Annotated in this window: 14 protein-coding genes, 1 pseudogene and 1 riboswitch; of the genes and pseudogenes, 12 read left to right on the top strand and 3 right to left on the bottom strand. The window is 44.7% G+C overall.

Going from position 1 to position 13,760, the window contains the following annotated elements; all coding sequences use genetic code 11:
* The 6 genes and pseudogenes from I2H74_RS00440 to I2H74_RS00415 all read left to right on the top strand — a co-directional run.
* A pseudogene (locus I2H74_RS00440) lies at positions 1–379 on the top strand (hypothetical protein); the annotation flags it as partial.
* Positions 380–448: 69 nt separating this feature from the next.
* A riboswitch (TPP riboswitch) is annotated at positions 449–554 on the top strand.
* 249 nt (positions 555–803) lie between these two features.
* Positions 804–1,448, top strand: coding sequence for a thiamine phosphate synthase (locus I2H74_RS00435; protein ID WP_195570691.1), 645 nt, complete (start codon positions 804–806; stop codon positions 1,446–1,448).
* A 13-nt stretch (positions 1,449–1,461) separates the two neighbouring features.
* The gene (gene thiO / locus I2H74_RS00430; protein ID WP_195570689.1) at positions 1,462–2,646 is read left to right on the top strand and encodes a glycine oxidase ThiO; all 1,185 of its coding nucleotides are present in this window, start codon (positions 1,462–1,464) and stop codon (positions 2,644–2,646) included.
* Positions 2,647–2,670: 24 nt separating this feature from the next.
* Positions 2,671–2,874, top strand: coding sequence for a sulfur carrier protein ThiS (thiS, locus tag I2H74_RS00425; RefSeq protein WP_195570687.1), 204 nt, complete (start codon positions 2,671–2,673; stop codon positions 2,872–2,874).
* 12 nt (positions 2,875–2,886) lie between these two features.
* Positions 2,887–3,672 carry a thiazole synthase gene (locus I2H74_RS00420; protein ID WP_195572064.1) on the top strand — a complete coding sequence of 262 codons (786 nt, stop codon included), beginning with the start codon at positions 2,887–2,889 and terminating at the stop codon, positions 3,670–3,672.
* A 259-nt stretch (positions 3,673–3,931) separates the two neighbouring features.
* Complete coding sequence (locus tag I2H74_RS00415) at positions 3,932–4,687, top strand: winged helix-turn-helix domain-containing protein (protein WP_195570685.1); 756 nt, start codon at positions 3,932–3,934, stop codon at positions 4,685–4,687.
* A gap of 29 nt (positions 4,688–4,716) precedes the next feature.
* Here I2H74_RS00415 and I2H74_RS00410 read toward each other — a convergent pair whose 3' ends face one another.
* On the bottom strand, positions 4,717–5,331 hold the full coding sequence (locus tag I2H74_RS00410) for a C40 family peptidase (RefSeq protein WP_324253966.1): 615 nt from the start codon (positions 5,329–5,331) through the stop codon (positions 4,717–4,719).
* A 240-nt stretch (positions 5,332–5,571) separates the two neighbouring features.
* A complete protein-coding gene (locus I2H74_RS00405; RefSeq protein WP_195570683.1) occupies positions 5,572–6,228 on the bottom strand; it encodes a thiamine diphosphokinase in 657 nt (218 codons plus the stop codon).
* A gap of 183 nt (positions 6,229–6,411) precedes the next feature.
* On the opposite strand from I2H74_RS00405, the gene I2H74_RS00400 reads away from it, so the two are divergent.
* Positions 6,412–7,041 (top strand): trimeric intracellular cation channel family protein, encoded by a 630-nt coding sequence (locus tag I2H74_RS00400; RefSeq protein ID WP_195570681.1) that lies wholly within the window; start codon positions 6,412–6,414, stop codon positions 7,039–7,041.
* On the top strand, positions 7,038–7,520 hold the full coding sequence (locus I2H74_RS00395) for a low molecular weight protein-tyrosine-phosphatase (protein WP_195570679.1): 483 nt from the start codon (positions 7,038–7,040) through the stop codon (positions 7,518–7,520). The genes I2H74_RS00400 and I2H74_RS00395 overlap by 4 nt, the downstream gene beginning before the upstream one ends.
* Positions 7,521–7,721: 201 nt before the next feature.
* Here the strand turns inward: I2H74_RS00395 and I2H74_RS00390 are convergent, their stop codons facing one another.
* The gene (locus I2H74_RS00390; protein ID WP_195570678.1) at positions 7,722–8,453 is read right to left on the bottom strand and encodes an alpha/beta hydrolase; all 732 of its coding nucleotides are present in this window, start codon (positions 8,451–8,453) and stop codon (positions 7,722–7,724) included.
* A gap of 312 nt (positions 8,454–8,765) precedes the next feature.
* Here I2H74_RS00390 and pdhA point away from each other — a divergent pair, with 312 nt between their 5' ends.
* The 4 genes from pdhA to lpdA are packed head-to-tail and all read left to right on the top strand — an operon-like array spanning position 8,766 to position 13,620.
* Positions 8,766–9,845 carry a pyruvate dehydrogenase (acetyl-transferring) E1 component subunit alpha gene (gene pdhA / locus I2H74_RS00385; RefSeq protein WP_195572062.1) on the top strand — a complete coding sequence of 360 codons (1,080 nt, stop codon included), beginning with the start codon at positions 8,766–8,768 and terminating at the stop codon, positions 9,843–9,845.
* 59 nt (positions 9,846–9,904) lie between these two features.
* Complete coding sequence (locus I2H74_RS00380) at positions 9,905–10,882, top strand: alpha-ketoacid dehydrogenase subunit beta (RefSeq protein ID WP_195570676.1); 978 nt, start codon at positions 9,905–9,907, stop codon at positions 10,880–10,882.
* Between the two features lie 44 nt (positions 10,883–10,926).
* On the top strand, positions 10,927–12,204 hold the full coding sequence (locus tag I2H74_RS00375) for a dihydrolipoamide acetyltransferase family protein (RefSeq protein ID WP_195570674.1): 1,278 nt from the start codon (positions 10,927–10,929) through the stop codon (positions 12,202–12,204).
* 3 nt (positions 12,205–12,207) lie between these two features.
* A complete protein-coding gene (gene lpdA / locus I2H74_RS00370) occupies positions 12,208–13,620 on the top strand; it encodes a dihydrolipoyl dehydrogenase (RefSeq protein ID WP_195570672.1) in 1,413 nt (470 codons plus the stop codon).
* The last annotated feature ends 140 nt before the right edge of the window (positions 13,621–13,760 follow it).

Below are 13,760 nucleotides of genomic sequence, written 5' to 3'. Positions count from 1 at the left end.
TCGAAGACAAACCATAATCGGTGTTATCCAGCAAACCATAGAATTCTCCGTTAGGGTACACAATGAACAGTTGATGCGTTTAGGTGTCCATTACACCTTTACGCTTCCGATGATTCCTGAGGAGCAATGGCAGAACACGATTGATGATGTAGGAGTCCTTGCATTTTTGCAAGGGCTGCCCATCGGACATTCAAGGTACAACAACTATGCACTAGGCGCGTCCAAGATTGTTAGACGAACTGCATATTATGGAACACACGTGAATGGAGTAAAGACGGCTTATCCGGAAGCATGCCGCCCAGCAGTTTATGAGGAGGTGCTTCAATCAGCGAAGCACGCGGCTGAAAAAGGATATTATCCAAAGTTGTGTTCAATGTAAATAAATACCTTTCCAAAACATAGAAATCATGATAAACTATGCGACAGACTCATGACAACCGAATACCATTATCAACACTAGGGGGGCCGTATTGGCTGAGATGAAGTGATTGACTTCGGACCCTTAACTACCTGATCTGGATTATGCCAGCGTAGGGAAGTGTGAATTGGAATTGCATCGCAATTTATACCGTTTTACCCTGAATTGCATAAGCACATGATCAAGAAGGATTATCGTATATGGATAGCATTTCATTATCGTTCATGGCTTGTCCGAACAGCTCTATAAGGGTAGAGGTATGAGTCGCTCTCGATTGTTTTAGAATGTTGCAGACATCCAATCCGACCACTCTCTATAGAGTGGTCTTTTTTTTCCTAATTTTAGGTTCAAGAATGAACTGCGTGAGAAGGGATGGGAATGTTTCGTGATTCCAAGATTGCATGCGATTACGCCAGAAGGATTATCGGCAGCACGTATTCTGAATATTGCCTCTTCCATTGTAGACACCGTCGATGTCCTTCATTTGCGTCAAAAGAAATGGACAGCAGCTCAAATGTGGGAACTGCTTACCGATGGAGAGAAAAGGGGGATTCCTGCTCAAAAGTGGATCATTAATGACCGGACGGACATTGCGCATTCACTAAAGGCTCTGGGGAGCCAATTAACGTATTCCAGCCTTCCAACTGGTGTGATTCGTTCTGCTTACCCGAATCAGCTGATTGGAGTGTCTATACATCATCCTGATGAAGCTGTACAACATGAGGAGGCCGGTGCACATTACTTGCTTTATGGTCATGTGTTTGAAACCCAGAGTAAGCTTGGGGTTCCAGCCCGAGGAATTGATGGATTACGGGATTGCAAGAAACGACTGAGACATGCCCCTATTATTGCAATCGGAGGCATTGAACCTGCACATGTTCCTTCGCTCTTTGCTGCAGGTGCATATGGTGTAGCGGTCATGTCTTCGATCTGGCTCGTTTCCAATCCGTTAGATGCAGCTTTGAGATATCAGGAATCCATTCAATCTGTTCTTATCCAACAGTGTTCAACATCACCATTACATATATAAAGGAGTGTTAGACGTGGAGAAGGAAACAAGAGGTTGGCTTCAACAGGAGAATCGCTATGATGTCATTCTGATTGGGGGAGGCATTATTGGACTTGCGATTGCTTATGAAGCCGCCCAACAAGGTGCAAAAGTTGCGCTGCTTGAACGAAACCAATTTGCTAAAGGCACGACATGCGCAGCTGCAGGAATGCTGGCACCAACCGCTGAGCGTTTTGAGCATCCATCCTTGCGTGCCTTCGCTGTAGATAGTTTACAGTTATATCGGACATGGGCTGAAAAGATTTGGGAAGATACAGGAATTGATCCTGAGCTTCGTCTGCGCGGAGTTATCATTCCAAGCAAGGAGATTCCTAGTATAGAGAGGGATCATATCTCTCACCGCACAACTAATTCTCCAGATCTATATCCTCCGTTAACTTCGCATCCAACTTGGTTCGACAAGAATAAGCTGCGTGAACGTAACCTTGAGTTAGGTGACTCGATAGTAGGAGCTGAGTATCTAGCCAATGAAGGCCATATCTCTCCAACGAAGCTGTCAGAAGCCTTGCTTGAAGCAGCAAGGCGAGCAGGTGCTCATTGCTTAGAGCATGAAGAGGCTAAAGAGCTAATGCTCAATGATGGCCGTATAACAGGTGTGAGAACATCGACTACAACTTTTACAGCCAATCAAGTCGTCTTGTGTTCAGGCTTAGACAGTGAACAGCTGGCTCGATCGGCAGGTGTTCACCTTCCGCACTATTCGGTTAAAGGGGAACTGCTTGTTCTTCGATCAAAAGCCTCATTTGAAACAGTTATATACGGCGAAGGTGTCTATATTGTTCCAAAATCCCAGCAACGCATTTATATAGGAGCGACCTCTATGTCTGACCAGTATGATCGATATGTTCAGGCTGGCTCAATCATGAACTTGCTTGAACAGGCATGCGCTTATCTTCCTGAGCTTCGTTCCGCACACTGGGAACAGGCATGGGCAGGTCTACGCCCATGTACGCCTGACCATCTTCCATATATAGGGCCACTCCCTGGTGTCCATGGCTTATGGGCAGCTTCAGGCCATTATCGCAATGGAGTTCTGCTCGCTCCAGCTACCGCTTCGGCGCTGGTGGATTGGATGAATTCTGGAAGCATGCCTTGGGCGTATTTAAATGATTTTAGGGTGGAACGGATGCTGCAGGGTTCTGCAAACTTTGTGGGTTGATCCAGAAAAGGGAGGGTGCATGCGATGAGAGTTGCTGTAAATGGGGATATCCTTGAACTACCCGAGCAGATTGATTATATCTATCATTTATTGACACATCTGTCATTGGAAGAACGGATTGTAATTGTCGAGCATAATGGAACGATTATTCCTAAGCAAGATTATGATCGTCTTCAGTTGTCAGACGGGGATCGAGTAGAGATTGTTCAATTTGTAGGAGGAGGGTGATCAGCGATGGTCATGGAAAAGGCTCAAGAGGATTGCTTAATCATTGGTCCTTATCAATTTGATGCTAGATTGCTTTTAGGGACAGGGAAGTTTCCTAGTTTTGAGATTCAACAAAAGGCAGTAGAAGTGTCTGAAACACAAATACTGACGTTTGCCATTCGCCGAATGAATGTGTTTGATCCGAATCAGCCGAATTTTCTTGAACAGCTGGATCTAGATCGATACACGCTTCTGCCGAATACTGCAGGCGCATCAAATGCAGAGGAAGCTGTTCGTATCGCAAGATTAGCAAAAGCTTCCGGGCTTTGCGATATGGTGAAAGTGGAAGTGATCGGCGATCAGAAGACGCTTCTCCCTGATCCGATTGAGACTTACAAAGCTTGTGAGACGCTGCTTGAAGAAGGCTTCATCGTTCTGCCTTATATCTCCGATGATGTTATCCTTGCCAAGCGCTTAGAGGAGCTTGGTGTCCATGCGGTAATGCCGGGCGCATCTCCGATTGGCAGCGGCTTAGGTCTTCTTAATCAACACTCGCTATCCTTAATCATCGAGCAAGCCAATGTTCCAGTGATTATTGATGCTGGAATAGGGACACCTGGCGATGCTGCATTCGCGATGGAGCTTGGTGCTGCAGGAGTTCTCTTGAATACAGCCGTTTCTGGTGCTAATGACCCTGTCTTAATGGCAGAAGCAATGAAGCTCGCTGTACGAGCAGGGCGCTATGGCTATCAAGCAGGGAGAATAGCAAGGAAAAGGTATGCAACAGCAAGCAGTCCTTTAGAGAATATACCGTTATAAATACAAATTTAAGATGCAGGACTTTTTTTTCGATGAACCCATTTAATGCGATTTAGAGTGAACTCTCACTATTTCGTGTTGTATGTTATCAAGTGAAGAGAAAGGAGGTTGCCGATACACCGTACTCATTGCGTGGTGGGTGTTCCGATGTAAATGAATAGATTGCCCATCGGAGAAGGACAATAGACATACGGCAACTATCGAATACGCTTAACCGTTGCTGGTACATAAGGTGAGCATTCAGTTAGGAGTCAGCTCAATGTCCTTTCAGCCAGATCAATTATTTATTCTAAATTACGAAGACCTTAGTAATGAACGGCTTCAAGGCCAGTTTACGAAGTGGTTAAGTTCAGTAGGCTATACATATGCTGTTCGGGATTGGGAAGACATAAGCCTGACACTGTTTCAACCTGAAACAAACAACAGTAGTCATGCTGTCATTGTCCTGTTGCAAGGGCGGTCGAAGTTGAACCCAACGAGTATTGAGGATTTTCGGCATCTTGTTCAAACGGTTGCAGCGGCAATCAGACTGCATCCGCTTCCGATTGGCTTTGTTCTCGTAACACAACGCCCAACGGATCCTTGTCTTTTTTCCTTATTAGATGAAGGATTGGATGATATGATTGAATTTCCCTGCAAAGAGCAGGAATGGGGCTACCGTTTGAAAAAGTCAATTCGGAGCAAATGTAAATCCAATGTGATTAACAGCGATGCCTTGATCATTGGTGATTTGACGATTGATCCTGCGAAACGCCTCGTATACAGAGACAACGAATGGATTGAGCTAACGCCTAGAGAATATGAGCTGCTGCATATTTTGGCCTCTCATGTGGATACACCTTTATCCAGATCGTACTTAATGGAGAAGATTTGGAATATCGATTTTGAGACGAATACGAACATTGTTGATGTATATGTACGATACCTGCGCCAGAAAATAGATCGCGGCCGAACCCATAAGCTTATCCGTACTGTTCGTGGCTACGGGTATAAGCTTGTGGGTCCGACCGCGTGATTTTGTTATAGAAATAGGAGTTCTTTCTATTAAAGAACGCGTCTAGCTGTTACGTAGTTAGAGCTCCATTGATCATCGCTAAGATCTGAGAAAGTGACACCAGGGCTGCCGAATGTATGAAGGATACGTCCGTTTCCTGCATAGATGGCAACATGGCTAATCCCTTTGCCTCTGCGTCCTGTTGCAAAGAAGACAAGGTCTCCAGTTTGAAGCTCAGAGCGGCTGACCAGCTTCCCTTCTTTTGCTTGCGTGTAAGAGGTTCTTGGAAGATCGATGCCAACTTGGTCGAACACATGCTTCACAAAGGAAGAGCAGTCAAATGTCTTTGTTTGATTGGTGTCAGCACCAAATTCATACTTTGTCCCTAGGTAACGCTGACCGATCGAGATGATTTGCGAAGCGACAGCGCTGTTTGACTTGCCTTCGTTTTGATTTTGATTCGTTGTATCCGTTTGAGAAGAGTTCGAAGAATCTTGATTTGGCCATTGGAAGTAAGGATTGTTGTATGAACCCCAGTTCCAATCTGAACCGCCAGCCGGATATGCTTCTGCCTTTGGAGCACCAAACAGAATTCCAGTCGTGCTAATGAACATCAATGTGATGAGCATCCATTTTCGATATGTGATAGATTTCAATATTGTCACTATTGTCACCCTTTCGTAATCTTTTTGTCATCTGCAGTATAACAATAGGTTAGACAGACGTATATAACCCTAAATATACCAAGGGTATATACTTTTATATATAACAATAATGTAAGCGGTTACATTAAAAAATGATGAGAAGCACGATTCTCATCATTTCATGGTAATTCAAGAAGTTTATGCTTGATAAAGACATATAACGCAACATCTGTATGATAACAGTCGGTAAGCGACTATTGTTTAATCACGGCTCCTAATGACAAGCAATAGCCCTTCCTTAATGGAAATCGTACCTTCTACTTCAGCCCATTGATTGCTGACTGCTAAAGATTGCCCTAAGGTTAGTGTTGCATCATCTAATGGATATTGAAATCCCGTTAAAGTGATTCCTCTAACTTCAAGCGTTAATGGCAGTAAGGATAAGTAATGGTAACGTTCTTGTGGCAGGGTGATCGATTGATGAATGAGATGCACGGAATTATGAACATCTAACAGGTTCATTTCAATTCCGTCTTCCAGCGCTTGGCGAAGTAAATGAATATTTGCGAGCGTATGGTCAAGTCGCGTGCCTGTTCCGCCGATTAATGTAATCTTCGTTGCTTGTGCCTCGACAGCCGCTTTATAGGCAAGTTCGGTATCCGTATAATTCTTATCTATGGCATCGACACCTATGAAGGCGGTACTATTCGCTTCTATATATGTATAGCGATCTGGAGCTACCGAATCAAAATCTCCTAGCGCGAGATCCGGCGTATAGCCATGCTCAAGCAGATATTCAGCTCCACGATCAGCACCGATCAGCATGTCTGCATCTTTGATATTTTGAAGAAGAGGAGGGGAAAGCTCACCGCCTGTTACAATGACAATATGTTTGGATTGATCTATGGATCCGTTCATTACAATGTAGTCTCCTTTATCTATGCAAAAATAAACCAACTGACTCTTAATAGTATAACCATTCGATGCACATGCTCCAAGCCTTTCTAGTTATTCAGCATTTTTGTATTGAAACCTGTGAGTGAAGTCGTTACAATGAGATAGATTTTTATTGGAAAGTGACTTCTAGGACGGTGCATACAAGTGGATGATTTATTGTTTACGGTGTTCAGTTTTATCGGGACGGTCGCCTTTGCGCTATCTGGCGCCGTTACAGCCATGAATGAGGACTATGATATCCTCGGAATCTTTATCCTAGGTTTGGTCACTGCATTTGGCGGAGGCGTGATCCGGAACTTATTAATTGGCATCCCGCCAACCTCACTTTGGTCGCAGAGCTTTATGCTTCATTCAGCGCTGATCTCGATTACTATTATTCTGATCGTGCCTGTAAAGTGGATTCATACATGGCTAAAGGTGGAAGTGTTCTTTGACGCCATCGGCTTGGCTGCTTTTGCGGTACAAGGAGCCATGTATGCGGTATCGACGCATCAGCCTGTAATCGCCGTGGTCTTTGCTGCCATGATGACAGGTATTGGCGGGGGAGTTGTCCGAGATGTGCTTGCAGGCCGCAAGCCAGTCGTCTTCCGTGAGGACCTGTACGCGATATGGGCGATTACAGGAGGGCTTATAATCGGATTAGGATGGGCGAGAGCGAGTTCGGAACTTTGGATCGTATTTGCGTTTATCGTTGTGATGCGTTTATTATCATTTAAATATAAATGGAAATTACCAAAACGTCATCTGTATGAAAAGGAAGGTGTTAAAGGATGATATCTGTACTCTTTGTTTGTTTGGGCAATATATGCCGCTCACCAATGGCTGAGGCGGTACTTAGACACCAGGTCGAACAAGCTGGCTTAAGCTCGCAAATTACAGTTGATAGTGCAGGAACAGGAGACTGGCATATTGGTGCAGCTCCACACAAGGGCACGAAGGAGCAGCTGGATCGTTATCAGATTTCATACGAAGGAATCAAAGCAAGACAAGTATCCTCAAATGATTTCACACAATTCACGTACATCGTAGGCATGGATACAAGCAATATGGATAATCTGAAAAAATGGCAGGGAGTGGATGAAGGCACGACAACTATGCTGCCGCTCATGTCCTTACTGCCTGATGAAAAGGGTGCCGATGTTCCTGATCCCTACTATACGGGTGACTTCGAAGAGACCTACCGACTTGTATCGCAGGGCTGCAAAAGATTGTTAGAACGCATTGATCGTGAACATCATCTCTCCAAACACTAACTTATCTGTATATACCACATGAATAACAAGGAAAAGGCACTTCCGTCATCCCAAGTGAATGATGAAAATGCCTTTTCTTCTGCTTACTTCTATACAATCTCTAACCATATACAAAATTTGATACGACAGTTTCCAATGTGTCTTCCATTCTACACTGGCGATAAAACCTGCCTCTTTTTTTATATTTATATCCTAAAAAGATCAAGCTAAGAAATGTTGCAGGGAGTGGGCTAAGTGCTGCTGCCAGAATCCCCATACATGATTGCCGTCATGCTCCTCATAGTAGACATGTGCGCCGCGCTCTTCGAGAAGCTGGCGTGTCTTGCGATTGAGATCAACAAAGTCAAAGGTTCCACGATCTGTTTCATAGGATGTTTCTTGCAGACCGACAATCATAAAGGCATGTAGCCAGCTAAGATCCTGTTCTGCAGCAATTATTGTTTGCGAGGCAGGATAATAGGCACCGGACAAAGAAATAATTTGTCGGAACTTATTTGGCTCTTTGAGCGCGATATGCATCGATACGGTCGCAGCTAATGAATCGCCAGCGAGCACAATATCTGTCCAATCCGTGCGGACAGGGTAAAGCTTTTCGATCTCTGGCACGATATCTTCAAGAAAAGAGCGAGAATACGATTCAAAACCACTCTCATCTGGTGAATATTCATTTGTACGGTTTTTTTTGTCGACATCTACGCCTACAATAATGAAAGGATCAAGATCGCCGTCGATAATAAGCTTGTTTGCGATAGTGGCAATTCGACCGAAATTGAAAAATTCCTCTCCATCTTGGCAGTAGACGACAGGATAGCTCAGGATCTCCTGATATCCAGGTGGCAAATATACACGCACGGTTCGATTTCCATTTGGAAGAAGTGGACATGCTATGTCTTGTTTAATTACGGTTCGCTTAAGGTAAATAGAATCTGTCAAATGTAGTGCACCGCCTTATGGTAAGTTACTCATATTACACACTAACCGAAATTACCAGATTTTGAAACAGGTTTAGTGCAATAATATGAAGAAAAACAAGTGAAAATTTGAATTGTAATTACTTTCATTTTTCACAAGTTAGACAACTTTGTATCAATCTGTTATACAAAATTTTAAGACCTGTTACAATTACAATTTAATAAAAAGTTCAAATTTATCGCTATTTTCTTTGACCTTTTGTGTGTAACAGGTGTATAATAACCATATAACAGATATTTAAATTCTTCAAATTTTTTGTTGAGGTGAAATATGATGAGTAAGTTCCCATTTGAAGTACAAGCGGAAGATGTAACACCATTGTCCGTTTTGTCTCCTGAAGGTGAGATCGTTAACCCAGATATGATGCCTGAGTTGACGGATGATCAACTGAAAGAAATTATGTACCGCATGGTATTTACACGCACATGGGATGAGCGTGCGATCAACTTGGGTCGTCAAGGACGCCTTGGTTTCTACGCTCCTGTGTCTGGCCAAGAAGCTTCTATGGTAGGTAGTGTGTATCCGCTTGAGAAGGAAGACTTCGTTGTTCCAGCTTATCGTGATATGCCTCAGATCGTATGGCATGGTCTTCCGTTGTACCAAGCTTTCTTGTATTCCCGTGGTCATCAACATGGTGGTCAAATTCCAGAAGGCGTAAACGTATTGATGCCGCAAATCATCATCGGTGCGCAAATTCTACATGCAATGGGTATTGCGAAAGGCTTTAAGCTTCGCAAGAAGCCGCAAGTTGCAATCACATACACAGGTGACGGCGGTTCTTCCGAGGGCGACTTCTACGAAGGTTTGAACTTCGCAGGTGCTTACGACTTGCCAGTTATCTTCTTCGTACAAAACAACGGCTATGCAATCACAACACCATTTGCAAAGCAAACGGCAGCACAATCCATCGCTCACAAAGCATTGGCAGCTGGTATTGCAGGCATGCAAGTTGACGGCATGGACGTTCTTGCGGTTATCAAAGCGGTTCAAATCGCAGCTGAGCGCGGACGTAAAGGCGAAGGGGCAACATTGATCGAATCCTTGACTTACCGTTTCCGTCCTCACTCCATGGCGGATGATACAACGAAATATCGTACAAAAGACGAAGAAGCAGAATGGTCAATCAAAGATCCAATCGTGCGCTTCGGCAAATACTTGGAGTCTAAAGGCTTGTGGACTGAAGAAGATACAGCTCGCGTAAAAGATGAAGCAAAAGCAAAAGTGAACGAAGAAATCAAACGTGCGGAACAAACAGAGAAAATGACGTTGACTGGTTTGATCGACAGCATGTTCGAAAACACTCCGCATCATCTTGAAGACCAAAAAACAGATGCGAAAATTGTATCTCAATAATAGACGTTCGGATGATTTTACTTGAACTTGTTCATAGACGGTAAGGAGGAAACGAAGCAATGGCTCAAATGAATATGAAAGAAGCAATTCGCGATGCGATGCGCGTAGAATTGAAACGTGATGAGAACGTGCTTGTCTTTGGTGAAGACGTAGGTCACGTTGGTGGGGTATTCCGTGCAACAGAAGGTTTGCAAAAAGAATTTGGTGAAGATCGTGTATTCGATACTCCACTCGCTGAATCCGCAATCGGCGGTATGGCAGTAGGTCTTGGTATCCAAGGCTTCCGCCCAGTAGCAGAAATTCAGTTCGTAGGCTTTATTTATGAAGCTTTGGATCAAATTTGCGTACAAGCTGCACGCATGCGCTATCGTTCTGGTGGTCGCTACCATTCTCCAATCGTATTCCGTACACCATTTGGTGGTGGAGTAAAAGCGGCGGAATTGCACACTGATTCCTTGGAAGGTTTGATCGCTCAAACTCCAGGTATCAAAGTGGTTATTCCATCTAACCCTTACGATGCAAAAGGCTTGCTGATCTCTGCTATTCGTGACAACGATCCTGTATTCTTCATGGAACACTTGAACCTGTACCATGCATTCCGTGATGAAGTGCCTGAGGGCGAATACACAGTACCACTCGGCAAAGCAAACGTTGTGAGTGAAGGTAAAGACGTCACAATTCTTGCTTATGGCTTGATGGTTCACACTTCCATGAAGGCTGCTGCTGAGCTTGAAAAGAAAGGCATCGACGCGGAGGTAATCGACCTTCGTACATTGGCTCCACTTGATATCGACACCATTGTTGCTTCTGTAAAGAAAACAAACCGTGTCATCATGGTTCAAGAAGCTCAAAAATCTTCTGGTATCGCAGCAGAAGTGGTTGCTCAAATCAACGAAAAAGCAATCCTTCACTTGGAAGCTCCTGTGCTTCGTGTTGCAGGTCCAGATACGGTTTATCCATTTGCACAAATCGAAGATCAATGGCTCCCAACACCTGCTCGCATCATTACAGCAGTTGAAGAAGTATTGAACTTCTAATATAAACATCGAATTGAGACATACGCGAATAGGAGGTCATTTACGTGGCTAAGTTTGAATATCGCTTCCCTGAGCTTGGAGAAGGGTTGCATGAAGGCGAAATTATTAAAATGCATATTAAACCAGGTGATAAAATCACTGACGATGATATCATCATGGAAGTACAAAATGACAAAGCGATCGTGGAAGTACCTTCCCCAGTTAACGGTACTGTACTTGAAGTGTTGACTAAAGACGGTCAAGTATGCCACATGGGTGAAGTCGTTGCGATCATCGATGCAGAAGGTGACATTCCTGAGCAAGCAGCTCCAGCTGAGAACCATGCAGCACAAGAAGAAGCACCTGCTCCAGCAGCAGAAGCTCCAAAAGCAGAAGCGGCTCCAGCTCCAGCAGCACCTAATGCTGAAGTGCTTGCAACACCTAGCGTTCGCAAACTTGCTCGTGATCTCGGCGTAGATATTGCTAGCGTGCCTGGAACAGGCAAAGCAGGCAAAATCACTCGTGAAGATGTAGAAGCATTCGCAAATGGCGGTGCACCTGCAGCGGCTCCAGCAGCTAAAGAAGCAGCAGCTCCAGCGGCATCCACTGCAGCAGCGGCAGCACCAGCAGCTGATCGCAATGCTGAAGAAGAGCGCGTACCGTTCAAAGGTATTCGCAAAGCGATCTCCAACGCAATGGTTAAATCGGCTTACACCGCTCCACACGTTACAATCATGGACGAAGTGGACGTTGCTGAACTCGTTGCATTCCGTACTCGCTTGAAACCAATCATGGAACAAAAAGGTACGAAAGTAACATACTTGCCATTCATCGTGAAAGCATTGATCGCAGCGGTTCGTAAGTTCCCTGTATTGAATGCAATGATCGACGAAGAGTCTCAAGAAATTGTTTACAAAAAATACTACAACATCGGTATCGCTACAGATACAGATAACGGTTTGATCGTTCCAGTTATCAAAGATGCAGATCGTCGCAGCATCTGGATGATCGCTGATGACATCCGTGATCTTGCTAACCGCGGCCGTGAAGGTAAGCTTGCTCCAACAGAAATGAAGGGTAGCACAATCTCCATCACGAATATCGGTTCTGCTGGCGGTATGTTCTTTACGCCAATCATCAACTTCCCAGAAGTTGCAATCTTGGGTACTGGACGTATCACAGAAAAACCAGTTGTGAAGAACGGCGAGATCGTTGCAGCACCAGTTATGGCATTGTCCTTGAGCTTCGACCACCGTATCATCGATGGCGCGACAGCACAAAATGCAATGAATTATATCAAGCAATTGCTTGCAAATCCTGAATTGCTCGTTATGGAGGTGTAACCGATGGTAGTAGGAGACGCATCATTAAACATTGATACTTTGGTTATTGGAGCTGGCCCTGGTGGTTACGTAGCTGCGATTCGCGCAGCTCAGCTTGGTCAAAGCGTATTGATCGTAGATAAGTCCGAACTCGGCGGCGTTTGCTTGAACCGCGGTTGTATTCCATCCAAAGCTTTGATCAGCGCAGCTCATCAATATGAAGTTGCAAAACATGGGTCTGACATCGGTATTAACGTATCCGACGTTACCGTTGATTGGGACAAAGTTCAAAACTTCAAAGGCGGAGTTGTGAAGAAGCTTACTGGCGGCGTTGCTGGTTTGCTCAAAGCGAACAAAGTGCAAGTCTTCAAAGGCGAAGCAATGTTCATCAACGAGACAGAGGCTCGCTTGTTCAACGAGCAAGAATCTCCTCGTTACAAATTCAACAACTGCATCATCGCGACAGGTTCTCGTCCTATCGAGCTGAAGGCATTCCCATTTGGCGGACGCATCTTGTCCTCTACAGAAGCACTCAGCTTGCCTGAGATTCCAAAGAGCATGATCGTTATCGGTGGTGGATACATCGGTGCTGAGCTTGGCCAAATGTACTCTAAGTTCGGTACAAAGGTAACCATCATTGAGGGTGCTGACACTGTACTTCCTGGCTTCGATAAAGACATGACGAAGCTTGTTGCGAAGAACATGAAGAAAACAAACATCGAAATCCATGCAAATGCAAAAGCAGAATCTGCTGAGCAAACGGATAAAGATGTTACCGTGAAATTCACAGTGAACGGTGAAACCAAAGAAGTAACGGCAGACTACTTGCTTGTTACTGTTGGACGCCGTCCAAATACAGACGGTGACTTTGGTCTTGACATGATCGGTGTTAAAATGACGGATCGCGGCTTGATCGAAGTGGACCACCAAGGTCGCACAAGCATTCCTCACATCTACGCTATCGGTGATATCGTAGCAGGACCAGCTCTTGCTCACAAAGCTTCTTATGAAGGTAAAGTTGCAGCAGAAGCGATTGCAGGAATGCCTAGCGTGGTAGACTACAAAGCAATGCCAGCAGTATGTTTCACTGATCCTGAATGTGCAAGCGTAGGCTTGTCCGAAGCTGATGCAAAAGCAAAAGGCATCAACGTCAAAGCAGGCAAGTTCCCTTATGCTGCGAACGGTCGCGCATTGTCCCTTGGCGGCAGCGTAGACGGCTTTGTTAAGATTGTGACTAATGCAGACAACGGTGTTGTAATCGGTTCTCAAATCGTTGGTCCTGAAGCATCCAACTTGATCGCTGAAATGGGTCTTGCGGTTGAAATGGCTGCAACAGTTGAAGATCTTGCATTGACGATTCACGCTCACCCAACGCTTGGTGAAATCGTGATGGAAGCGGCTGAGGTTGTACTTGGCCATCCCATCCACACAGTTTAATGATTCAATAATCATTCATGTACTCTAATTGGTTTTTGTGCTCTATATACGGTTCTATGTTCCCTCGCAGCGGCTGCTGCGGGGGCTTTTTTTGCAAGTTAAAAAGAGAGTCTAAGCAAGCGAAGATGGTAACTATGAGT

Origin of the sequence: Paenibacillus sp. 1001270B_150601_E10 (genome assembly GCF_015558675.1) — a bacterium.
Taxonomy (GTDB): domain Bacteria; phylum Bacillota; class Bacilli; order Paenibacillales; family Paenibacillaceae; genus Paenibacillus_B.
This window is presented reverse-complemented; position numbering and strand designations above follow the sequence as displayed.

Coding starts and splice junctions, on each gene's coding strand:
- thiS (WP_195570687.1), top strand. CDS start 2,671: ATGAGAGTTGCTGTAAATGGGGATATCCTTGAACTACCCGAGCAGATT.
- I2H74_RS00420 (WP_195572064.1), top strand. CDS start 2,887: ATGGAAAAGGCTCAAGAGGATTGCTTAATCATTGGTCCTTATCAATTT.
- I2H74_RS00415 (WP_195570685.1), top strand. CDS start 3,932: ATGTCCTTTCAGCCAGATCAATTATTTATTCTAAATTACGAAGACCTT.
- I2H74_RS00405 (WP_195570683.1), bottom strand. CDS start 6,228: ATGAACGGATCCATAGATCAATCCAAACATATTGTCATTGTAACAGGC.
- I2H74_RS00395 (WP_195570679.1), top strand. CDS start 7,038: ATGATATCTGTACTCTTTGTTTGTTTGGGCAATATATGCCGCTCACCA.
- pdhA (WP_195572062.1), top strand. CDS start 8,766: ATGAGTAAGTTCCCATTTGAAGTACAAGCGGAAGATGTAACACCATTG.
- I2H74_RS00380 (WP_195570676.1), top strand. CDS start 9,905: ATGGCTCAAATGAATATGAAAGAAGCAATTCGCGATGCGATGCGCGTA.
- lpdA (WP_195570672.1), top strand. CDS start 12,208: ATGGTAGTAGGAGACGCATCATTAAACATTGATACTTTGGTTATTGGA.